The sequence below is a fragment of the Paenibacillus sp. Aloe-11 genome (assembly GCF_000245715.1).
Lineage (GTDB): Bacteria > Bacillota > Bacilli > Paenibacillales > Paenibacillaceae > Paenibacillus > Paenibacillus kribbensis.
This window is the reverse complement of sequence record NZ_JH601059.1, coordinates 52,049-75,153: the sequence shown is the minus strand read 5'-3', so window position 1 is coordinate 75,153 and position 23,105 is coordinate 52,049. Positions and strand designations below refer to the sequence as shown.

Sequence of the window (23,105 nt, the reverse complement as noted above, 5' to 3'; positions counted from 1 at the left end):
TTCAAAGAGAATGGTCCTCATTATACGGTTGTTCTTGCAAAATCGAAAGCGGAGCCTTTAGGAAACGGGGGATTTGCAAAATGACGATTCAAGTTGCTTATTTGGGATTTGGCAAAAGTACAACCCGATATCATCTGCCCTATGTCCGACTCAGGGACACCTTTCAAGTATCGAGAGTGTATACACGCCAGGTGCGGGAGGAGATGAAGACAGCCTACCCGGATATACGTTTTTCGGATCAAATCATGGATGTTCTCAATGACCCGGAAATATCGCTTGTCGTCGTATGTACACCATCTGCCACACATTATGAATACGCCAAATTGGCATTATCACACGGCAAGCATGTGCTGGTGGAAAAGCCTTTTTGTGAAAGTCTTGAACAGGCGCGTGAACTGATCGAATTGGCCAAGGAAAAGAACCTGATTGTCATGCCTTATCAAAATCGCAGATTTGACAGCGATTATCTTGCTTTCAAGGAAGCGCTCTATTCCGATAAATTGGGAGATATTGTGGAGATTGAATCCCACTACGATTATTTCCGTCCTGATGCCAGTGTGCCTGGCGGCAATCCAGTCAATGGAATGTTCTACGGACTCGGCGTACATACGCTGGACAGACTCATTGCCTTATTTGGCAGACCGGAGCAGATCGGATATGACATCAAGTCTGTTCGCGCCGCTCAAGGTGCCGACGATTATAGTGAAACTGTTTTATATTATCCAGATAAAAAAGTCATTGTTAAAACCTCTCTTGTTGTGTGCCTGCCATATCCGCAGTTCACCATACATGGTACAAAAGGCAGCTTTGTCAAATGGGGAGATGACCAGCAGGAAGCCTGGCTGAAAGCAGGCAAAACCCCGGATGCCGAGGGTTTTGGTCTGGACGATCCAGCCTCCTACGGCAAGCTTAAATACGTACCTTCTGGCAGCAGTGAAGCTGTCGAAGAATTATTGCCTACGCCGACAGGAGATTATGGACGACTGTACGACTCGCTGTATGAGTCTATCGTGCACGGTACACCCAAGCTGGTTCCGGACGAGGATATTTTGCTTACGATAGAGATTTTGGAAAGCGGCTTTAAGCAGCCTTCCCCGTCCATCGTTGATTTCCGGCGATAGACCTACCATCAGGAAAGGAAGTTACAACCTATGAAGCTTGGAATGATTGGAACTGGCTGGATCAGCCAGGAGTGGGTTAAAGCCGTAAAAGAAGCTGGAGAATGGGAGATTACAGCCCTGTTTGTCCGTAATCGGGACAAGGGTGAAGCGTTTGCAGCAGCATGCCAGCTTGATAATATTACGTTGTATGACAGTCTGGAAGAGATGGCTAAATCCGATATTGATGCCATTTATATCGCTACGCCAAATTCCTTGCATATATCGCAGGCCCGTCTGTTTCTGGAGCATGGCAAGCATGCGATTGTTGAAAAACCAATCAGCCTGACCGAGCAAGAATTGCGGGATGCGTACGAACTGGCTGACCAGAATGGCTGTTACTTGCTGGAAGCAGTCCGTCATATTCATGAGCCAAACTTTTTGCGGCTGAAGGACAACGTGAAGCGTGTGGGCAGCATCCAGGGAGGCTCCTTGTATTCCATGCAATTTTCCTCCCGGTACGATCAATTGCTGTCAGGAGATGTTCCCAATATTTTTTCCTTGTCTTACGGCGGGGGAGCATTGTTGGATTTGGGGGTTTATTCGCTCTATTTTGCCATTGATTTGCTCGGAGCACCGACATCAGGTGTGTACCGTGCCAAAAAGCATGAGAATGGTGTGGACTTAGGTGGTCCGATCCTATTGTCGTATCCTGATTTTACACTGGTGATTCAACTGGGGAAAAATGCGGTGACCACCAACCGTGTGGAAATCTACGGCGATCAGGCGACTCTCATCTCCAGCGGTGTCTCCGGTATTACGGAGGTGTCTGTACTGGACGTTCGCACCAAGGTAACGGATACGGTAAGCACCCCGGAAACTCATCATTTCATGTTTCACGAGGCGCGGGAATTTTACCGGATCATCACCGAACAGGATCAGGCTCGTTATGACGAGTTAAAGTCATTGAGCATCGAGGTTCAGAAAATCAGCAATGAGCTGCGTCATCAAAATGGTATTTATTTCGAGGATGAGCAGAAATAGTGTAAAAGAAGTTTGAATATATAAGAAGAGAGGTTTTTAGACGATGGCGAAAACGCAAAAAGGCTTTCCAAAAAACTTCCTGTGGGGCGGGGCAACTGCGGCCAACCAATTGGAAGGAGCTTTTGACGTAGATGGAAAGGGATTGTCCAGTGCAGATATGATTGCCTATGTCCCCAAAGCAGAACGCAAGAACGATCATGCTATCGAGATTTCGTCCGAACGTCTGGAAGACATCCTGGCAGGTAAAGTAAACGCCCGTTTTCCAAAGCGTGAAGGGGTGGACTTCTACCACCACTATAAAGAAGATATCGCCTTGTTTGCAGAAATGGGCTTTAAGGTATTTCGCATGTCCATCCACTGGTCGCGGATTTTCCCGAATGGTTATGATGCCGAGCCGAATGAAGCAGGATTGCAATTTTACGACAATGTATTTGATGAGCTGCGCAAGTATGATATTGAGCCTTTGGTGACATTGTCACATTATGAAACACCGCTAGGTCTGACGCAAAAGTATAATGGCTGGCTGGGACGCGAAGTCATACAGCATTACGTGAATTATGCCGAAACGGTATTTACACGCTATAAGGATAAAGTAAAATACTGGCTGACCTTTAATGAAATCAATGTAATGACTATGAGTCCGTTCACAGGCGGCGGTGTGGTGATTGACCGTGTAGAAAACAAACAGCAAGCGATATATCAAGCATTGCATCATCAATTTGTAGCAAGCGCACTGGCGACCAAACGGGGACATGAGATCATCCCGGGCGCTCAAATCGGCTGTATGCTGGCCCGTATAGAAAGCTATCCACATACGTGTAACCCTGAGGATATACTGAAAGCCCAGCATGAAAATCAGATGAACCTGTTCTTTACGGACGTACATGCCCGTGGGGAATATTCCAACTACATGAACCGTTATTTTGAAGAAAATAATATTGTTCTGCAAACAGAACCCGGCGATGCTGAAATTTTGAAAAATAACACGGTCGATTTTATCTCCTTCAGCTATTACATGACTTTGACCGTATCTGCGGGCCCGGAAGGCGAGAAAGCAGCAGGCAACCTGATTGGCGGCGTGAAAAATCCGTATCTGCAGTCCTCCGACTGGGGATGGCAAATCGATCCGATCGGGCTGCGTGTTACGCTGAATACGTTTTATGACCGCTATCAAAAGCCGCTGTTCATCGTGGAAAATGGCTTGGGTGCGTATGATAAGGTGGAAGAAGACGGTTCTGTGCATGACACCTATCGCATTGATTACTTGCGTCAGCATATTGCCCAAATGAAGGAAGCGATTGCCGACGGTGTTGATCTGATCGGTTATACGAGCTGGGGGCCTATCGACCTTGTAAGTATGTCTACTTCTGAGATGTCCAAGCGCTACGGATTTATTTATGTCGATCTGGATGATGACGGTAATGGAACACTCAAACGCTCCAAAAAAGACTCCTTTAACTGGTACAAAAATGTAATTGCAACGAATGGTGAAGAGCTGTAATTTTGTGTAACTTCATATCTTCTTGGACGGGTGCAACAGAGTACATCGTAAGGATGCGCTATGCTGTGCCCGTTTTTTTGTGCAGACGGATGACTGTATCTCAGAGGGCTTCACAAATTTTTCACTTGTAATAAACTGAAAGCTTTCTGTATAATAAAAAACAATTTCATATGTCTGGTTGATGTTTGCGGGAGATGGAACGAAGGTTCCGACCGAAGGGGCAAAACTCTCAGGTGCTTGGCTGATTACAGCAAGCGGGACCGTAAACGGACAGAACTCTGGAGAGACCCTTAATTGGGCGCCGAAGGTGCACGGCAGAGAACATCTGCTTAAACTCTCAGGCAAAAGGACAGAGACGCGAATAACCTGTGACAGGGGATGCCCTATTTTTTTATAAGCTATGTAGTGGCAGCAACCTGCGCAAAAGGGTTGTATTTTTTCGTGCCTTTAACCTCTCCAGGAGTCGAATCAGCTGATTTGACTCTTTTTTGTTTTTTAATATGCTGGAGGAGCGGGTTGAAATGAATTTGGTACATGTGTTAGAAACGATTAGCAGTTGGATATGGGGAGCGCCGCTTATCATTCTCGTGATGGGAACGGGATTGTGGCTGACCATACGTTTAAAAATGCTGCAGGTATTTCGCCTGCCTTTGGCGATCAAGCTGATCGGCAAGGCCCCAAATGAAGGCAGCGGAGATGTAAGCAGCTTTGCGGCCCTGAGCACGGCGTTGGCGGCTACAGTTGGCACAGGAAGTATTGTCGGCGTAGCGACGGCGATTAAGCTGGGCGGGCCGGGTGCCTTGTTCTGGATGGTCGTGGCTGCCTTTTTCGGGATGGCGACGAAATATGCGGAAGGTGTGCTTGCGGTAAAATACCGGGTGAAGGATCGGAATGGACAGTTTTCCGGTGGCCCGATGTATTATATTGAAAATGGTCTGGGACGCCGCTTTAAACCGCTGGCGATGCTGTTTGCCTTTTCGGGCATGCTGGTGGCGCTGTTCGGCATTGGAACGTTCCCGCAGGTCAAAGCCATTGTGTCTTCGACCGAAAACAGCTTTGGCGTTCCGCCGATTGTAACGGCGTTGATAATTGCTACCCTTACAGCACTGGTTACCATTGGAGGACTCAAAAGCATTGCCAAGGTATCAACCAAGGTCGTTCCTTTTAAAACAGGCTTATACGTGCTGATTTGTATCATCGTACTGATTCGGTTTGCGGACCAGCTTCCGGCCGCAATCGCACTTGTGCTGCACTCCGCGTTTTCGACTACGTCTGCGACGGGTGGCTTTGCCGGGGCTACCATTATGCTGGCGATGCGCAGCGGGGTAGCCAGAGGTATTTTTGCCAATGAGGCCGGACTGGGAAGCGCACCGATTGCAGCCGCAGCCGCCAAAACCAAATGGCCTGCGGAGCAAGGGCTGATCTCCATGACAGGCGTGTTTATTGACACCATGGTTATTTGTCTAATGACCGGGCTGACACTGTTGGTAAGCGGTGTGTGGAGCGGACCTACTGATGCGGGCCTGATGACTCAGCAAGCCTTCTCCAGCGCGTTCCCGCTTGGCGCAGAGCTGCTCACGATCATTCTGATTATGTTCGCGTTCACGACCATGCTCGGCTGGAATTACTACGGGGAACGCTGTGTTGAATATTTGCTTGGCGTCAAGTGGATTAAGCCATACCGATATCTGTTCATTGCCCTGGTTGCCGGAGGCGCGTTCATCAAGCTGGATGCCATCTGGCTGCTGGCAGATATCTTTAACGCAATGATGGCCTTTCCCAACCTGATTGCACTGCTCGGCTTGTCAGGCATCGTAGTCGCAGAAACCCGAACCTATATGGATTCCTTGTATTCTAATAAGCAAAAGGGGATTCTTGCAGGTGCCAGTGTAGGCGCAGCTATCCAGGTAGAAGAAAAAGGACAGACAGTCAATTCATAAAAATGGAAAGTCATAACATTCAAAAGGGAGTGTCTTCAGCCATCACAGGCTTGAAGACACTCTCTTTTTGAATGTTACAGTGATGCACGCAAAAGAGCCAATTGCTCATCATTAATGCCGTAGTCAGCCAGTGGTATCTAAATCGTCAACGCTGAGCAATATTCTGGAAAAATATAATGATGAATTCGAAAAACGATTTCTCTATATCGGTGTGCAGCTCCCCGGGAGGATAGGACAGATAGATTGTGCGCATACATCGAGGCTCCCTGATTTGAAGCAGCTTGATGTCTTCGGTTACGACGTTCTTCCACAGGATAGAAGGAATAAAGGAGATGCCAAGCCCGGTTTGGATCAACCCTCTTACCGTAGCTGGATCATCACTTTCAAAGACGATGTTCGGTTCAAAAGGGGTGTGGGCAAAAAAGCGGTCCGTTGTTTTCCTAAGCGAATGACCAGGTGTAAGGCTGATAAACTTCTCATGCTCTAGATCTTTCAGGAATACGGTGTCCTGAGCGCTCAGAGGGTGAGATTTTGGCACGCCAAGCAAAATTTCCTCCTCCAGCAGGATGGCATGCTCGTTGTCCGCCAATTCTTCGGACGTAATCGCAAAATCGTATGCCAGTCCTTTCTTCATCATCGCAGGGTGCTGGGTCAGGTTAAATCTAATTTGCGGGTAGAGATCGCGAAACTTGCCAACAAGTTCGGGCAATAGCATAGAGCCGACGGCGACGTATAACGTAATGACCTCTACCTTTTCGTTCTTCATTTCTTTGACTTCGGATATGCCTTGCTCTAGCGCTGATAGCGACTGGTTCACTCTTTTCAGAAACTTCTTCCCATATTCATTCAGTACGATATGTTTTCCTTCGCGGTCAAATAGCTGCACACCCAATTCCGTCTCCAGGTTTCTAATCATTTTACTTAGGGCAGGCTGTGAGATATACAGCTCGTTTGCGGCACGTGTGACATGTTCATGCTTCGAGGTCACTTGAAAATACTTAAGCTGCAAAAAATCCATAGTGAAGTAATCCCCTTTATAACCATTAGGTTATCGATCATATGTGAATATATATATTTTACAGGTATTTGCTCACTTCTTACAATTGACAATGTAGAGAAGATGAATCCGCTAAAGGTGGTGAGATTCTGAATATCGTTTTTACATTTCCCGGCCAGGGGTCACAGGTTCCTGGAATGCTCCAGGATGTACCCGAGTATGTGAAAAAGGCAACAAGTGTTATCGGAACTGAACTACGCGACGATGAGGTGGCTATGGGCTCAACCGTCTGGATTCAGGCGGCACTCTTCGTTAAGGAGACGGCAATAGCCTACCGATTGATCGAGCAGGGTATCCGGCCCCAATTCGTGGCAGGCCATTCCATTGGTGCATTTCCTGCAGCGGTCATCGCGGGGGTTCTCTCGTTCGAGGATGCGCTGCGGATCGTATGGCTCCGTGCCCGGTTGATGGAAGAGGCTTTCCCCGAAGGCTATGGAATGGGTGTGATTATTGGGCTTACGAAGGCAGAGGTTCAACAAGCCGTGGATCTTTCTCATAGCGAGACGATGCCTGTCTATCTCTCGAATATGAATGCAGAGCAGCAAATCGCCATATCCGGTTCATTGGAAGGGATAAATAAAGCTTTTATGCATGCGAAGGAGTTTGGGGCCGCTAAGACAGTGCTTCTGAAGGTTCCGATTCCTTCACACTCCCCGCTGATGTCAGAGGTAGCCAATAAGCTATTGCTGAAAATGAACACTTTTTCCATGCGGGACGCTCAAATACCATATTTGGTGAATCATACGGGGAGAAAGACGACAGCCAAGGAAAAAATTGCGGAGGACCTTGCCCTAAACGTAGCATATCCCGTCCGGTGGATGGATATGGCGGCTGTCTGCGTCGAATCGGGAGCTAACTGTTTTATCGAGATGCCGCCGGGTAATACGCTTTCCAGACTTGTCAAGCAAGCCCACAAGGATACCCGGCAAATCGCCGTGTGCGAGATCGGTCTGGAAGCGACTCAGTATCTGATTAGAAAATGGAAGGAGCAAGAAGAATGAATAAAGTACTGCGATCCTGGTCACAAAAACGTGATAAAAAGCAGGAAAAGTTAGGAAAGGTGGAAAAGTGGCTGGACGGAAAATACATCGACTCCTCCCGAATCGTCGACCTGATGGAGGCGCTAATCGAGCCAGGCGCAAAGGTCGTCCTGGAAGGAGATAACCAGAAGCAAGCGTCCTTCCTTTCCCAAAAGCTGCTGGAAGTCGATCCTGGCAAGGTGCATGATCTGCATATGATTATGTCCAGTATTTCAAGACCCGAACATTTGGATATTTTCGAGAAAGGCATCGCCGGGAAGCTGGACTTCTCCTACAGTGGCTCCCAAAGCCTGCGTGTTGCGCAAATGATTGATGACGGGACGCTTAAGCTCGGTGACATCCATACGTATTTGGAATTGTTCGGACGTCTCTTCATTGACCTTATTCCAGATGTGGTGTTGGTAGCGGCAGACAAATCAGATCGCGAGGGCAATCTGTATACCGGAAACAATACGGAAGAAACTCCGACGATCGTGGAAGCGGCCGCTTTCAAGGATGGGATCGTGATCGTGCAGGTCAATGAAATCGTGGATGAGCTGCCGAGAGTCGATATTCCAGCCTCCTGGGTCGACGTCATTGTACAAGCCAACAAACCGTACGCACTGGAAGCACTGTTTACCCGTGATCCGCAGAATATTACTGAACTGCAAATCCTGATGGGCATGATGGCGATCAAGGGCATTTATGGAAAACATCAGGTGCAGTCGCTTAATCACGGCATCGGCTTTAATACTGCGGCGATTGAGCTTCTGCTGCCGACCTATGGCGAGCAGCTCGGCCTGAAAGGGAAGATTGCCAAGCACTGGGCCCTGAATCCGCATCCGACTTTGATTCCGGCGATTGAATCCGGCTGGGTCGAAAGCATTCACAGCTTTGGAGGCGAGGTCGGTATGGAGAAATACATTGCGGCTCGTTCAGATGTGTTCTTTGTCGGCAAGGACGGGTCTATGCGCTCCAACCGCGCGATGTGTCAGGTTGCAGGCCAATTCGCTGTAGATATGTTTATCGGATCAACGTTACAAATGGACTGCGCGGGCAATTCGTCTACCGTTACTTCCGGCAGACTGTCCGGTTTTGGAGGAGCGCCGAATATGGGACATGATCCTCGGGGACGGCGACATGCGACTCCTGCCTGGCTTGACATGATCGAGCGTCCGACGGAGCTCTCCAAAGGCCGGAAATTAGTCGTGCAGATGGTTGAAACATACGGTGCCAACAAAAAGCCGGTATTTGTGGATTCGCTGGATGCCATCAAGGTGAAGGATGAATCCGGCCTTGCCATTACGCCGGTTATGATTTACGGGGATGATGTTACCCACGTCCTCACCGAGGAAGGCATCGCATACCTCTACAAGACGGACAGCATAGAGGAGAGAAAGAAAGCACTCGCGGCAATTGCGGGCGTAACGCCTTTAGGGATGGAAAGTAATGAGAGCGATGTAAGCCTGCTGCGTGACAGAGGGATCGTGGCCTATCCGGAGGATCTTGGAATCATGCGCAGACAAGCCAAACGCTCGCTGCTGGCAGCGCAAACGGTCAACGATCTCGTAGATTGGTCAGACGGATTGTATGATCCACCGGCTAAATTCCGGAGCTGGTCTTAAAGCCATGCTCACGACGAAACATTCGGCTTTCGCGACTTCTCTGGCTGCTAAAGCTGTAAAGGCATTGACGGAAGAGGCTCTGCTTACGCCCAAGCCTGGACTTGTCGATGCCAGAGACAATGGCTCTCATACAGATATGTCCATCGATCTGATGCTTGCATCCGCGAGAGCATTGGAGGATACGTTTCGGGAAATAGCCATTGTGTCATACCTTCACCCGGTGAACCAGTCTTTGCGCGAGCAGATAGCTCTAATCGGGCGGGAGGGCGAAAAGGTGATGCTCCGTGCAACGAACGGTGTCAATACACATAAGGGTGCCATTTGGGCCCTTGGTCTTTTAACCAGTGCACGGGCAGCCTTTCCAATGGAACGGGACCCACATCAGATTATGAGCATTGCAGGAACAATCGCATCGTTCCATGATCGGTACCGCCCGATGCAGCGGACGAATGGAGAATCGGTTAAGAAGAAATACGCGATCGTGGGGGCAGAGGAAGAAGCGAAGCTAGGCTTTCCGCACATCCGGGACAAAGCTTTGCCTGCTTTGCTGCGTGCCAGGGCTTGTGAGAAGACAGAGGTTGAAGCACGCATAGAAGCTTTATTGGCCTTGATGGCTAGTGTGGATGATACCTGTATCCTACACCGCGGTCAGTTGTCGGATCTGATGGCAATTCAGAGAATGTCCGCAGCGTTCCTTGCAGCAGACGGATTTAGAACCCAGTCGGGCAGAAAGCTGTTTTACCGATTGTCTGAGTATTGCAATGTTAGACAACTCTCACCTGGAGGCAGTGCCGATCTGCTAGCTGCCACATTGTTTCTCATAGATTGATACTTTTACTTGGAGGTGTTCCTGAAGGATGGAAAAATTACAGTTTCAATATCAAACAACAAAGCCCATCCGTAAGCCGGCACATATCGGTGTTGTCGGTTCGGGGGATTTGGAGATTATTGTAGAGCCTGTGGAAGGCCAGACCACCAGCGTTAGCATTTTAACAGGCAGTGATGGATTTGGACAAGTATGGGAGAATGTGCTGACCCGTTTTTTTAACCGTTATCCGATTACTGCCAATATTACGGTTCATGACTTCGGAGCCACTCCGGGGGTAGTCATGCTTAGATTTACGCAAGTGCTGGAGGTGCTTGACTATGCAGAATAGTTTTGTAGAGCTGAATGGACGCGAGAGAGCCAGAGCGTTATTGGACGAGGGGACTTTCCGGGAGTTGCTTGGGCCGTTGGACCAAATCCAATCCCCGCACCTTGAGCCGCAAGGCATTGTTCCTCAGAGTGATGATGGAATCATTCTAACTCTTGGCGAAATACGAAAGCAGAAAGTCTTGATCATTTCGATGGAAGGCGCTTTTCAAGGAGGGGGCATTGGAGAAGTCAGCGGTGCCAAAATTTCCGGAGCGCTCGAACTGGTACTGAAAGAGAATGAGAGAGGGAACAAACTATATCCCATCATGATCTTCGATACAGGGGGCGTTCGTCTACAGGAAGCGAACTATGGGTTGTTGTCGATTTCGGAGATTGCGACCCAGATCGTCGGCCTGCGTAAATACGTTCCAGTTATCGGGCTGGTTCCGGGCCGCGTAGGGGCATTTGGGGGAATGTCCATTACTGCAGAATTGTTTACCACTCTGATTGCTACGAAGAAAGCGCGCCTCGGTCTGAACGGGCCGGAGGTCATTGAGCAGGAAGCAGGGGTTATGGAGTTCGATTCAAGCGACAAAGCCTTGATTTGGAACACAATCGGAGTCAACCAGCGCTTCCAAACCGGATTGATTGACGAAGTGGTGGAAGATACGACGGATGCAGTTATCGAAGCGATTGATACTGCGCTCAAGGCACCGGCAAAGCCTGCTAAAACAGAGCAAATCGATTTCTATCTGACCCTGTTAAGCAATCTTGATCCTACAGAACCTTGGACACCTGAGCGCTATCGCGAATTTTACAAGCAGATACAGCCTGTGCAGCAGCCTGTCCCGCTGGCAAAAGAGGGCGCGGCCGATATTTCGGACAGTAGAGGCTATCGCTGGTTCTCCCGCTTGACGGGCATTACTCACCCAGTCAGCGATGTTCCTTCCGTACTTGCGGCCGATGTGGAAAAGAACGGACAATTGTGCAGATATGTCGCCATTGTTCCGGATGCCTCCAACCGATTCCCGCGTGTCAGAAACGGCGAGGTCGGTATGCTTGAAGGCTGGACGGTGGCTCAAGTCATCAAGGACGCAATCCGTCAGGATGAGAAAAAAGAAACCAAACGTCCGATCATTGCCATCATTGATGTACCGAGTCAAGCCTACGGCTATAAGGAAGAAATGGTCGGCATCAGCCTTGCCCTCGCTGCAAGTGCAGATGCTTATGCAACCGCTAGATTAGAGGGTCATCCGGTCATTGGTGTGATCGTCGGCAACGCGATTTCCGGAGGCTTCCTCGCGCATGGGCTGCAATCGAATCGTTTGATCGCACTGGATGACAGCAAGGTTAATATTCAGGCCATGTCCAAGGCTTCTGCTGCCCGAATCACCAAGCGGACGATTGCCGAGCTTGATGAAGCTACCAAGAAAGTTCCAGCCATGGCCTACGATGTGCGCAGCTACAGTACTCTGGGAGCACTATATTCGCTGCTGAGCGGAATCCAGGCGGACGATCCACAGAACAGTGATGTAGCCATTGTGGAACGGACCATTTCCGAGGCTATTGAGAGTACGAAAGGAGCGCCTCGTGACCTTAGCTTCCGCTTGCAGACCAAGGAAGCTCTGGCAGGTGGGCGTACGGCAACTAATAACGTGCGACAAGCGCTTTCGGAGCAATGGTAATTCGGCCACATGATCTGATCGAAGTGTCCAATTTGAAATATCTCTCCTTCTACGAAGACAAGGAGTGGGTAACCGCCTCGCTGAGGCGGGCCCCCTTTGTAGTCGTTCGCAGGGCTGGACTATTAGCAAATAGTCATATTCCTGTCGGAATACGTGGAACAGAGCGAAATCAACGGGAATCTGCCTTGCTTGACCCGGAGGGCGTGTGCCAGCTCGTGTCTCCTTATGCGATAGCGGAGCGCCAGATGTGGAACTGTTTATCTGCAACAAGACGGCAACAGCCTGTCCTGCAGGTGCTGGATTTATTAGTAGAAATCATGCTGGATTGGCGCTGGGGACCAGTGGGAAGTGCAGGATTCGAAATAGTAACGCAATACCCAACTGTGAAGGAAACGAGTGATCTTGACCTTGTTATAGATGGTTCCGAGGTTATTGATTATGCAGCAGCTGAAAGAATTGTGCACAAGTTGGAGCATCTGGGTGTTCGAATTGACATTCAATTGGAGACAAGAGACGGTGCCTACGTTCTGCGCGAAATTCTTGAGAGACGGGCCAGTACTGTGGTGCTGCGAACTTCTTCGGGTCCCAAGCTCGTTCGTAATCCTTGGCAATAAGGAGCTATAATCAACGGCAAAAGGGAGGAATGCACGACCATTTGATGTATGCAAACATAAGCTCTCAAAGGGGAAGTGCGTATTATGGAAAACACTACAGCCCAAAAAGTTAATATTAATGAAAGCGACATCTTAAAGGTGTTTGCCGTCAGCGGAGCGATCTTGCAAAGCGTTCTGGGGATGTTTCTGAAGTATGCACACACTAACGATAACCTGGCCTTATTAGGTGTCATTTTCAATATAGTAAAGTATACTGCGCCAGTCTTTATCTTTGCCATTGTATATGGGATGGTGAAAAGTAATCAGCATACGAAGGTATCCCACTTTTACAAGGAAAAATTCGGTGAGCTCGTGATTCCTTATTTACTGTGGGCAGCGGCTGGCTTAATTTTCTTCCCGGAAATTCAGGTTAATCAGCACGTTACATCATTCTGGACGCTCATCGAGTCATTTGTGCTCGGTAATGCATCATCACAGTTTTGGTACACGGTGATGATGTTGCAATTTCAATTGCTGATGCCAGTCCTTATTTTCATCTGCTACAAATACCTGGCTAAGCCTAAGCGGGTCATTCCGCTGCTTATTGTGAGCTTCGTGATCTTCGGAGCGTGGCTATGGATGTACGATACCTTTGTATTCCGAGGAGCATATTCGATTAGTCTGCGTTACCTTGACCGCTTTTTCGTTAGTTATTTTATTTATGCTTTACTAGGTGGAATCGCTTGGGTATATAAGAAACAGTTCGACGGAGTGCTGCGCCGGATTCAGTTCATACTCATTCCGGCAATGCTTCTTATTCTCATTTGGACAAATCACGAATTTTTCGGTTTTGGATTTGAGGATATGTCCTTCGGAAATCTGATTTATCTGAAGCCGTCCATGACCTTGTACAGTCTGGTCGTGATATTCCTGATTTACATGCTGGCAAGGCATCTGATCAGCTTGAATTCCCGTTCACTTCCCTATTACAAATGGTTATCTACTTACGCGTACCGGGCCTTTACAGCGAATGTGTTCATTCTGGTCATCGTGCTGCGTTTGTTTGGTGACTTGATAGGCCAGCTTCCTTTCTTCGTGGGGCTTCTGTTGGTTTATCTGACGACTGTAGCCTGCTCCTTCGGCGTCGTCTATGCCTTTGCGCAGCTAAAGGTGTGGGCTGAGGGGGTATTTCTGAGACAAAAAGGAGCACACAGCAACAATCACTAAGATAAGTGCTAAAAAATAAACAATACATGTAACATCGTGTATATGACATCATAATTTAGTTGTATTTCAGTTATTAGCAGATTGACGGCAATCCAAAAGGGTATCTCGATGATTGTAGAGATACCCTTTTTGTGAATCTGAACTTACTTACATCAACCGCTGTATTTCATCTTTCAGCGTTTCGGACCGGGTACCGAAAATGACCTGTACTGCACCGTTGCCAAGTCTGATGATTCCCGAAGCCCCAAGCTTTTTGAGGGCATGGTCGTTTATAGCATGGTCGTTTTTGACAACCAGCCGCAGCCGTGTAATACATGCATCAATGCTTTGGATATTGTCCGAACCGCCAAGCTGGGCCAGTATTTTTTCTGCATAGCTCGTTTGGCTGTCGAATGGGGCTTCGGGCTTTTCAATGGGTATGGCTTGGTCCGTATCCAAAAGGAGGCTGTCTTCTACATCGTCTTCACGCCCGGGAGTTTTGAGATTGAATTTGACAATGATAAACCGGAACAGGAAATAATATACGATGGCAAAAGCCAGACCGACTGCAATCATTCGCAGCGGGTGGGTGGACAGCTTCATGTTGATTAAGTAGTCGATGAGTCCTGCTGAAAAAGAAAAGCCGAGTTTGACATCCAGCAGGTACATGATCAGGCCACTCAGACCTGTAAGCAGCGCATGGACGCCATAAAGCAGCGGTGCAATGAACATAAAGGAAAATTCGAGTGGCTCGGTAATTCCAGTCAAAAACGATGCGAGCGCAGATCCGATGAAAATAGAAGCGACCGCTTTGCGTTTTTCAGGTTTGGCTGTATGGATGAATGCAAGGGCGGCTGCCGGGAGAGCGAACATCATAATGGGGAAGAAGCCGGACATGAATAGACCCGACGATTTATCGCCTGCAAAGAAACGGGTCAGGTCACCATGAACAACCTCGCCAGCCGCATTCGTATAGTCGCCAATCTGAAACCACGCGATAGAGTTTAGTACATGGTGCAGACCGAGCGGAATCAGCAGCCGATTGGCAATCATGAACACCATCGATCCTATGCCGCCGAAGCCGACGATCCAGTTGCCGAAGGTTGCAATCGCATCTTGTACCGGGCTCCAGATCATACCGAGCAGAACGGCTAAAATCATGGTGGTGAAGGCGGTAATCATGGGGACGAAACGTTTGCCGGAGAAGAAGCCGAGCCAATCCGGAAGCTGGATGTTATGATATCTTTTGAACAGATAAGCGGACCATCCACCGATAAAAATACCACCCAGCACCCCCATATCCAGCTTAACATCATCGGGGATATATGCGAAAATGCCCGGTACTGCCGCTAAAATTCGGGTCAGTACCATATAGGCGATGACTGCAGATAGTGCGGCAACCGCATCGCCTGCCAAGCCGATAGCAACACCGATGGCAAAGATTAATGCCAGGTTGCCGAAGATGGCGCCCGCGCCTTCGTTCAAAAAAGGAGTGACATAATGATTCAAAAAGCCGCCTACCGCAGAGCCAAGCGGAATATCCGTCTCATAGTTGATCAGAGCCAGCCCTTGCAATATTCCTGCCGCGGGTAGCGTGGCTACCGGAAGCATTAAAGACTTTCCGATTTTTTGCAGTAATTTCAGCATAACCTTCTTCCCTTCATCGTTCAGTTTGTGAGTAACATGTTCTCTCTGAAATATTTACCAACAACTCAAAAGAGCCGCCAAGCTGCCCATTTTTTTACATCATAAAGCGAGGAATCTGACATGGTCAACGATTATTTGGATACATAGAACAATGTAAATTTGTAGTTGACATCGCTTACATGCTTATATAATATCAAATTTAAGTTAATAATCGTGACGGAGACAGGAGAGCCACGCAGACATCCCATGCTAAACACGGGAGCGGTTTGTGATGGCTTTTCTTTTTTTGACACGCAATGAAAGCGATTAAAAATCGGGTGATCTATTGGGAGGTAGGTTGTATGTCGCCATACACAGCCGAGTTTATAGGGACGATGATTCTGATTGTCCTGGGTAGCGGAGTGTGCGCAGGGGTATCCCTGAAAAAATCATTTGCCCACGCTTCCGGCTGGATTGTCATCGGAATGGGATGGGGGCTTGCGGTTGCTATTGCAGTGTATGCCGTAGGTCAAATCAGCGGAGCGCATTTGAATCCGGCGGTGACGCTGGCGTTGGCATTTCAGGGTGTCTTTCCATGGCAAGACGTTCCCGGCTATATTATGGCTCAGGTTCTTGGTGCCATGGCAGGTGCTGTGATTGTGGTTTTGCATTATTGGCCCCATTGGAAAGAGACGGAGGACACAGCCACCAAACTTGGTGTATTTGCCACAGGACCGGCTATGGATCATCCATTCGCCAACGTACTTAGTGAAATGATAGGTACTTTCATCTTTGTTCTTGCTTTACAGTCGCTTGGCGCAAATTCATTTACAGAGGGCCTGCATCCGTTGATTGTGGGTTTTCTGGTAGTGAGTATCGGTTTATCCCTTGGCGGGACGACGGGCTATGCCATTAATCCGGCGAGGGATTTTGGCCCGCGTCTTGTACATTATTTACTACCGATTCCCGGCAAGGGGGCATCTGACTGGAAATATGCGTGGGTGCCCATTGTAGGACCGCTGCTGGGCGGCTCTTTCGGAGGGCTGTTCTACCAGGCTGTATTTAAAGGATATGCAAGTCCGGCTTTTTGGATTATGCTAGGCATCATTGTGATTGTACTACTGGTTACCTTCCGTTTCAGTCGTACTTATAAAAGCTCTATCACCAACAAACTAACCGTATAAAATGGATTGATTTACAGGGGAGAGATGAACGATGGAAAAATATATTTTGTCACTGGATCAAGGAACGACAAGCTCAAGAGCGATTTTGTTCAATAAAGAAGGAGATGTGGTGTATTCCGCTCAACGGGAATTTCCGCAATATTTTCCCCACCCCGGCTGGGTGGAGCAGAATGCAAATGAAATCTGGAGCTCCATTCTGGGAGTCATCGCATCCTGTCTTTCCGAATCCGGGGTAAAGGCAAACCAGGTTGCCGCCATCGGTATCACTAACCAGCGGGAATCGGTAGCTGTTTGGGACAAAAATACGGGATTGCCTGTGTACAATGTGCTCGTATGGCAGTCGCGCCAAACCTCGGACATCTGCGAGGAATTGAAGCGGCAAGGGCATGAGGAGCTGTTTCACAGTAAAACAGGGCTGCTGATCGATCCGTATTTTTCCGGCACCAAAGTGAAGTGGATACTGGACCATGTGGAGGGTGCGAGGGAAAAGGCAGAGCGGGGTGACTTGTTATTCGGCACGATTGATTCGTGGCTGATCTGGAAGCTTTCTGGTGGAACCGCGCATGTGACGGACTACTCCAATGCAGCCCGGACGCTGATGTATAACATTTATGAGCTCAAGTGGGATGAAGAGCTGCTCGACATTCTCGGTGTGCCCAAAATCATGCTGCCTGAGGTAAGACCTTCCTCTGAGGTCTATGCGCACACGGTGGATTATCATTTCTTTGGTCAGAATATACCGATTGCCGGTGCAGCGGGTGACCAGCAGGCAGCTTTGTTCGGTCAGGCTTGTTATGAAAAAGGGATGATCAAAAATACTTACGGCACAGGTTGCTTCATGCTGATGAATACGGGGGATCAGCCTGTGGAATCCAAGCATGGTCTCATTACGACCATCGCATGGGGGCTGGAGGAAGGTAAAGTGCAATATGCGCTGGAGGGAAGCGTGTTTGTAGCAGGTTCTGCGATCCAGTGGCTGCGCGACGGTCTGCGTATGTTCCGGGAAGCGAAGGATAGTGAGCCCTATGCGGCCCGTGTATCCTCTACAGAAGGGGTGTATCTTGTACCTGCTTTTGTCGGACTGGGCAGTCCCTACTGGGATAGTGAGGTGCGTGGAGCGATGTTCGGACTGACACGGGGAACTACAAAAGAGCATTTTATCCGTGCCACATTGGAGTCACTCGCTTATCAGACGAAGGATGTGCTTACGGCGATGGAGATCGATTCCGGCATTGCTGTGAAAATGCTGCGGGTGGATGGAGGAGCTGTACTGAACAATTTTCTGATGCAATTCCAGAGTGATATTCTGGATGCTACGGTGGAGCGGCCTGTTATTCATGAGACGACGGCACTGGGTGCCGCATGTCTGGCAGGTTTGGCGATTGGATACTGGAACAGCATGGATGAGCTTCGCAAGCGTGTGAGGGCGGAACGTACTTTTGTCCCTACGATGGATGAGACAACGCGAGCCAGCTTGTATGAAGGCTGGAAAAAGGCCGTGAACGCAGCGATGGCCTACAAATAGCTTCTCAGATTAAAATACAAATGCCGCGCAAAATGGGCACTTTGAGAAAAAGTGTCCATTTTGCGCGGCACAGTCATGTAGCTCTGAGGTATACTAGCCCTTGACCAGCGCAGGATTCCAATTTTGCCGGGCTCCGCAGGAGCTGCGAATGACTAGCTCTGGTTCTACTTTAATACATTTCGTTTCCATCTGTTTGTTCATCAGGTCGAACAGCACCATAGCGGCTAGTCGGCCTATTTTTTGTTTGTCCTGTTTTACAGTGGTCAGTGGAGGATCGGTGTAACGACAGGCTTCTATATCATCACATCCCACTACAGCTATATCCTCGGGTACTCTCAAGCCACTTTCCTTAAAAGCACGGATGGCACCAAAGGCAAGCAGGTCGGTAGCCGCAAAAATAGCCTTTGGCAATTCTCCTTGCTGTATCCACGCCTTTGCGATCTGGTATCCATCTTCCGCTGCGTAGTCTTTAGCATACACAATCCATTCGGGTTTGACATCAAGACTAAACCGTTTTAGTGAAGTGACGAAGGCTTCTTCTCTCTCTTTAATGACCAAGGATGGGCGTTCAATGCCTATAAAACCCATATCGCGGTAGCCATTCATGTAAAAATGCTCAACAACCTTCATGGAAATTTTCTGATTGTCGGACATAATATAGCAGGAACTGGCTCCGGTTAGTTCAATATCAACGCCGATGCAGGGGATGGGGCTGGCATCGAGGTCAAAAACGCTCTTTTCCACCTCATCTCCAGCAATAATAATGCACCCGTCCACTGAAAAATATTTCGAACGAGCCAAATAGTCTTCTCCATTATCCAGAAATTTTTCATTTGAAAAAAACAGCAGATCGTAACCGAGCAAGCCAATCTGTTTTTTGAAGACATTAATGATATCTACAAAAAAAGGATGGCTAAAATCAACATTTAGCTTGCCAGCGAATATAACGCCTACCAGATTGGATTTTTTGGTAGCAAGCGTTTTGGCCGAGGAGGAGGGTCTATAGCCTGTTTCCTCCATTATTTTAAGTACCCGCTGCCGGGTTTCCTCACTGATATCCGTGTAATTGTTGATGATTTTCGAAACCGTTGCCACCGAAACGCCTGCCATACTGGCTATTGTTTTTATATTCATGAAATCCTCCGAAGCTAAACTAGTTTAGTTGATTTGTTTTTGCAATCTAAATTTAATGGTTACTCGTATTCTATGCTACCTCATAGAGGAGAGTCAACCGCGCTCTTAGGAGAATAGTTTAGCACATCATGGGAATGTAAGTTTATTTTGGAGATGGTTTATGTTTTTTTTGATATTTTGCAAATCTCTATTTACAAATACAGATCATTCGTTACATAATGGTAAATGTAGGATACGAAACTGCTTTCGTAATGTATGAATGCATTTATTTTAAGATTATATGGGGGGATTCTGCAATGTTAAAAAAAAGTTTTTCATTACTTCTTGTAACCGCTTTAATTGTTGTGTTGGCCGCTTGTGGTAAAGGTAGCGAAGCTGCACAGGACGGGAATAAAAAGGTCACATTAAAGATTATTCATTGGCAGCAGGAGAATATTAATAACTATATAAAGGAATTTAATAAAAGGTTTGAAGAGAAGTACCCGGATGTTCAGGTGGAGTATACGACGGTACCTGCTGACTCAACGTATGATCAACTGATGCAAACACGTATGAATGCTGGTTCATCCGGTGATGCTGACATAATTCCTCTGAAATTCAGCTTCGTAGGCGCACCGCAGGAATGGTCCAAGGGAGCAGCTGATCCAATGTGGAAGCAATGGATTGATGGAGGACTAATAGCCGATCTGTCAGATCAGGCTTTTATAAAAAACTATAATCCTACAGATGTCAAAAATGCCATGACCTATAAGGATAAGGTATATGGTGTGAATATGGGTAAGGTGGCCCTGACAGGTTTGTTCTACAACAAAGAGATTTTTGAAAAATATAATCTTGCTGTGCCCACAACTTGGGATGAGCTGGTACATGTGATGAAGGTGCTCAAGGATAACGGCGTAGAACCGATTGGTTTTGGCGGTAAGGATGTATGGCCTATTAATCTTGCTGTCCAAGGGCTTCAGGCCTCTATTCATGATGATCAGTTGGAATATATCAAAGGGCTGTGGACAGGAAAGACGAAGCTGACAGACCCCGTCCAGCTTGAGGTGCTGGAAAAAACACAAATATTGATGAACAATGCCATTGGTGGATTTATGGGGATTGACTATGGAACCTTGCCAAGTTTGTTTGCTACAGGGCGTGTAGCTATGATTGCGGATGGCACGTGGGATGCAACTACGATCCAGACAGCCAATCCAGCGATGAAATTTGGTTATTTTCCGATTCCGGGCAGCAATGATCCTGCCAAAAATAAAAACCTTGCAGGCAAGTATGATATGACATGGATGGTAGTGGAAAAGTCGCCCAACAAGGAATATGCGATCAAATGGCTTGAAATGCTTTCCGAGAAGCAGAACTACACGGATTTTGTGAACGCCGCCGGATTTTTGCCAACACAGCCTGACGTGAAGATAAGCAGTGAATTTGTTAATGAAATCCAGCCTTCCTTGGAAAACTTCAAGCTCTCCTGGGATCAGCTGTTTATCAATCGTAAAAATGTTGGACAGTACATCAAGGATGCCAGCGTACATGCGGAATTTCTGGCACCTGCGGGTCCGCTCAAGACACCATTGGAGCTTGCCCAAAAATCTCAGGCAGATTGGGATGCGGCAGCCCCTAAATAAATCAATAGGCTTTGCATGAGCGCAGATTGGCAACGGTAAAGCTCCCATAATAATGTAAAAAGGTGTGAGGCCCATGTATCCCTTCGGAAAGGGCACGGCCCGGTTAATGCCGTATCTCTTGCTGAGTATTCCGGTGCTGCTCTATTTGCTTCTTGGCTTTGGTCCCTCCATGGTGACCGTACTGTTTTCCTTTACAGATGCATCAGGTGTTCCGGGACAATCATGGAATTTTGTCGGATTCGAGAATTATACGACCTTCTTTACCTCCTCTGATTCAGGAGATCGTATCGCTTCTATTGGTCGTTCCTTATATTTTGCCGTAGCAGTGGTTGTGATTCAAAATGCAGTAGGGCTGTTCATGGCCGTCCTTATTAATAAAAAGCTCAAAGGTGATGTGTTTTACCGCGCTGTGTTTTTCCTGCCTGTTGTGCTTGGGGTAACGGTATCCGGTCTGATCTGGCAGCTGATTGCCAATCCGCTTGGCGGTCCTGCGCAAGCCATGATGAACTTTTTTGGAACCAGCTCCAACTTTTTCGGGGATTATGATATTGCCTTTGAACTGATTATTTTCGTGCAAATTTGGATGTACATGGGTTACTCAATGACTATTTTCTTAGCCGGACTGCAATCCATTCCCAATGATTTATATGAAGCAGGGTATATGGACGGTGCTTCCGGGTGGAAAGCGTTCGAAAATATTACCTTTCCGATGATTGCGCCGTCCTTCACCGTCAATATGCTGCTGTCCATTATCGGAGCCTTGCAAACCTTTGACATTATTTATGTGCTGACAGGCGGTAAATTCAACACGACGACACTTGCATTTGATGTGTATGCAACAGCCTTCGGCTCCGGTACGGCAGATTATGGCCTTGCTTCTGCAGTAGCTATGATCCAGTTCCTGTTCGTGTTTACGGTATCCATGATTGCCCTGTATTACTTGCGCAGAAGGGAGGTAGAAATGTAATGAGCAGCTCCAAAGGAACAAAACTATTGAGCTACATTATCGTACTGCTCATGCTTTCCCTATATTTATTTCCGCTTTTCTACCTCTTTAATGTATCGATGAAGACTCAGAGTGAGTATTTGATTGATCCTGTGGCTATAGCCCAGGGTCTGCGCTTGGAGAATTTCATGGATGCCTGGGAAAAAGGGAACTTCTCTCAGTACATGTGGAACAGCATTTTGTATACAGGAGCATCTACGCTATTAACGTTGGTAATATCCGTGTTTGCGGCTTTTCCACTGGCGCGGGGATACGTCAAGTTCAGCGCCTTCTTTTATGTGTTTTTCCTGATATCCATGTATCTCCCGAACCCGTTGATTCCGCAATTTGCCCTCATTAATAGTCTGGGACTGTACAATACGCAGCTTGGTTTTATTTTGCTGAAAACAACGGGGACCGGCATTGCCTTCCTGATGTTTGTAGGATATATCAAGTCTGTGTCCCGAGAGCTGGATGAAGCGGCTGCAATGGACGGGTGCGGGTATTCCCGCTATTTGTTTACGATTCTTGTACCACTGATGAAGCCGGTGCTGGCGACAGGCATTATTTTGACAGCAATCGGGGCGTGGAACGACATTATAGGTCCTACCATTTATTTGTCTGATCCTGCGTATCAGCCGGTGACCAAGGGGTTGTTCTCCTTCTACGGACAATACATGAACAACTGGCCGCTACTGGCTTGCGGTATTCTGATTGTTACACTACCGCTGGTTATTTTGTATATTTTCCTCCAGCGCTTTATTGTCGGCGGTGCAATGGCCGGAGCTGTGAAGTCTTGATTCCTGAAAGGATGATACCGAATATGAGTGAGAATACCTTTTTATTTCCAGCCGCGTTTATGTGGGGAACCTCAACCTCTTCTTATCAAATTGAAGGTGGTGCTGCTGAGGGCGGAAGAACGCCTTCCATTTGGGATACGTTCTGTCAAGTGCCGGGGAAGGTGATAGACGGTGACAGCGGAGATATGGCTTGTGACCATTTTCATCGCTTTAAGGAAGACGTGCAATTAATGAAGCAGCTTGGCTTTTTACATTACCGTTTTTCCGTGGCCTGGCCGCGCATTATTCCCGCACCCGGCGTGGTTAACGAACAGGGGTTGCTCT

At 47.9% G+C, this 23,105-nt stretch carries 19 protein-coding genes, 1 pseudogene and 1 riboswitch; of the genes and pseudogenes, 17 read left to right on the top strand and 3 right to left on the bottom strand.

The genetic code is table 11. The annotated features are described in order from the left end of the window. The first annotated feature begins 80 nt into the window (after positions 1-80). The 4 genes from WG8_RS18500 to WG8_RS18485 all read left to right on the top strand — a co-directional run bounded on the left by WG8_RS18500 (position 81) and on the right by WG8_RS18485 (position 5,582). Positions 81-1,121 carry an oxidoreductase gene (locus tag WG8_RS18500; RefSeq protein WP_007431749.1) on the top strand — a complete coding sequence of 347 codons (1,041 nt, stop codon included), beginning with the start codon at positions 81-83 and terminating at the stop codon, positions 1,119-1,121. A 30-nt stretch (positions 1,122-1,151) separates the two neighbouring features. After that, entirely contained in the window at positions 1,152-2,141 is a 990-nt protein-coding gene (locus WG8_RS18495) for a Gfo/Idh/MocA family protein (protein WP_007431748.1), read from the top strand. 43 nt (positions 2,142-2,184) lie between these two features. Next, positions 2,185-3,642 carry a glycoside hydrolase family 1 protein gene (locus tag WG8_RS18490; RefSeq protein WP_007431747.1) on the top strand — a complete coding sequence of 486 codons (1,458 nt, stop codon included), beginning with the start codon at positions 2,185-2,187 and terminating at the stop codon, positions 3,640-3,642. Positions 3,643-3,910: 268 nt separating this feature from the next. Next, positions 3,911-4,005: riboswitch (glycine riboswitch) on the top strand. Positions 4,006-4,163: 158 nt separating this feature from the next. Then, positions 4,164-5,582: an alanine/glycine:cation symporter family protein gene (locus tag WG8_RS18485; RefSeq protein WP_007431746.1), complete on the top strand. Its 1,419-nt coding sequence runs from the start codon at positions 4,164-4,166 to the stop codon at positions 5,580-5,582. Between the two features lie 145 nt (positions 5,583-5,727). Here the strand turns inward: WG8_RS18485 and WG8_RS18480 are convergent, their stop codons facing one another. After that, positions 5,728-6,600, bottom strand: coding sequence for a LysR family transcriptional regulator (locus WG8_RS18480; protein ID WP_007431745.1), 873 nt, complete (start codon positions 6,598-6,600; stop codon positions 5,728-5,730). 125 nt (positions 6,601-6,725) lie between these two features. Between WG8_RS18480 and WG8_RS18475 the strand changes: the two genes are divergently transcribed. The 7 genes from WG8_RS18475 to WG8_RS18445 all read left to right on the top strand — a co-directional run bounded on the left by WG8_RS18475 (position 6,726) and on the right by WG8_RS18445 (position 13,923). Next, positions 6,726-7,640, top strand: coding sequence for an ACP S-malonyltransferase (locus WG8_RS18475; RefSeq protein WP_332309839.1), 915 nt, complete (start codon positions 6,726-6,728; stop codon positions 7,638-7,640). Beyond that, on the top strand, positions 7,637-9,283 hold the full coding sequence (gene mdcA / locus WG8_RS18470) for a malonate decarboxylase subunit alpha (protein ID WP_007431743.1): 1,647 nt from the start codon (positions 7,637-7,639) through the stop codon (positions 9,281-9,283). Before WG8_RS18475 ends, mdcA begins: the two co-directional genes overlap by 4 nt. A gap of 4 nt (positions 9,284-9,287) precedes the next feature. Continuing rightward, positions 9,288-10,112: a triphosphoribosyl-dephospho-CoA synthase gene (locus WG8_RS18465; protein ID WP_007431742.1), complete on the top strand. Its 825-nt coding sequence runs from the start codon at positions 9,288-9,290 to the stop codon at positions 10,110-10,112. 28 nt (positions 10,113-10,140) lie between these two features. Then, the gene (locus WG8_RS18460; RefSeq protein ID WP_007431741.1) at positions 10,141-10,440 is read left to right on the top strand and encodes a malonate decarboxylase subunit delta; all 300 of its coding nucleotides are present in this window, start codon (positions 10,141-10,143) and stop codon (positions 10,438-10,440) included. Further along, on the top strand, positions 10,430-12,103 hold the full coding sequence (gene mdcD / locus WG8_RS18455) for a biotin-independent malonate decarboxylase subunit beta (protein WP_007431740.1): 1,674 nt from the start codon (positions 10,430-10,432) through the stop codon (positions 12,101-12,103). The genes WG8_RS18460 and mdcD overlap by 11 nt, the downstream gene beginning before the upstream one ends. Beyond that, positions 12,097-12,717 (top strand): malonate decarboxylase holo-ACP synthase, encoded by a 621-nt coding sequence (locus WG8_RS18450; RefSeq protein ID WP_007431739.1) that lies wholly within the window; start codon positions 12,097-12,099, stop codon positions 12,715-12,717. Before mdcD ends, WG8_RS18450 begins: the two co-directional genes overlap by 7 nt. Before the next feature lie 84 nt (positions 12,718-12,801). Next, the gene (locus tag WG8_RS18445) at positions 12,802-13,923 is read left to right on the top strand and encodes an acyltransferase family protein (RefSeq protein WP_007431738.1); all 1,122 of its coding nucleotides are present in this window, start codon (positions 12,802-12,804) and stop codon (positions 13,921-13,923) included. Positions 13,924-14,070: 147 nt separating this feature from the next. Here the strand turns inward: WG8_RS18445 and WG8_RS18440 are convergent, their stop codons facing one another. Next, a complete protein-coding gene (locus WG8_RS18440; protein ID WP_007431737.1) occupies positions 14,071-15,549 on the bottom strand; it encodes a PTS transporter subunit EIIC in 1,479 nt (492 codons plus the stop codon). 341 nt (positions 15,550-15,890) lie between these two features. On the opposite strand from WG8_RS18440, the gene WG8_RS18435 reads away from it, so the two are divergent. Continuing rightward, complete coding sequence (locus tag WG8_RS18435; protein WP_007431736.1) at positions 15,891-16,712, top strand: MIP/aquaporin family protein; 822 nt, start codon at positions 15,891-15,893, stop codon at positions 16,710-16,712. Positions 16,713-16,743: 31 nt separating this feature from the next. Further along, positions 16,744-18,237, top strand: coding sequence for a glycerol kinase GlpK (glpK, locus tag WG8_RS18430; protein WP_007431735.1), 1,494 nt, complete (start codon positions 16,744-16,746; stop codon positions 18,235-18,237). Positions 18,238-18,330: 93 nt separating this feature from the next. On the opposite strand, the gene WG8_RS18425 is transcribed toward glpK, so the two are convergent. Next, positions 18,331-19,371, bottom strand: a complete 1,041-nt coding sequence (locus tag WG8_RS18425) for a LacI family DNA-binding transcriptional regulator (protein ID WP_007431734.1) — start codon at positions 19,369-19,371, stop codon at positions 18,331-18,333. A gap of 296 nt (positions 19,372-19,667) precedes the next feature. Here WG8_RS18425 and WG8_RS18420 point away from each other — a divergent pair, with 296 nt between their 5' ends. The 4 genes and pseudogenes from WG8_RS18420 to WG8_RS28755 all read left to right on the top strand — a co-directional run. Beyond that, entirely contained in the window at positions 19,668-20,996 is a 1,329-nt protein-coding gene (locus WG8_RS18420; RefSeq protein ID WP_007431733.1) for an ABC transporter substrate-binding protein, read from the top strand. Between the two features lie 73 nt (positions 20,997-21,069). Beyond that, entirely contained in the window at positions 21,070-21,963 is an 894-nt protein-coding gene (locus tag WG8_RS18415; protein ID WP_007431732.1) for a carbohydrate ABC transporter permease, read from the top strand. Further along, the gene (locus tag WG8_RS18410; protein ID WP_007431731.1) at positions 21,963-22,781 is read left to right on the top strand and encodes a carbohydrate ABC transporter permease; all 819 of its coding nucleotides are present in this window, start codon (positions 21,963-21,965) and stop codon (positions 22,779-22,781) included. Before WG8_RS18415 ends, WG8_RS18410 begins: the two co-directional genes overlap by 1 nt. A gap of 23 nt (positions 22,782-22,804) precedes the next feature. Continuing rightward, positions 22,805-23,105, top strand: a pseudogene (locus WG8_RS28755) (family 1 glycosylhydrolase); the annotation flags it as partial.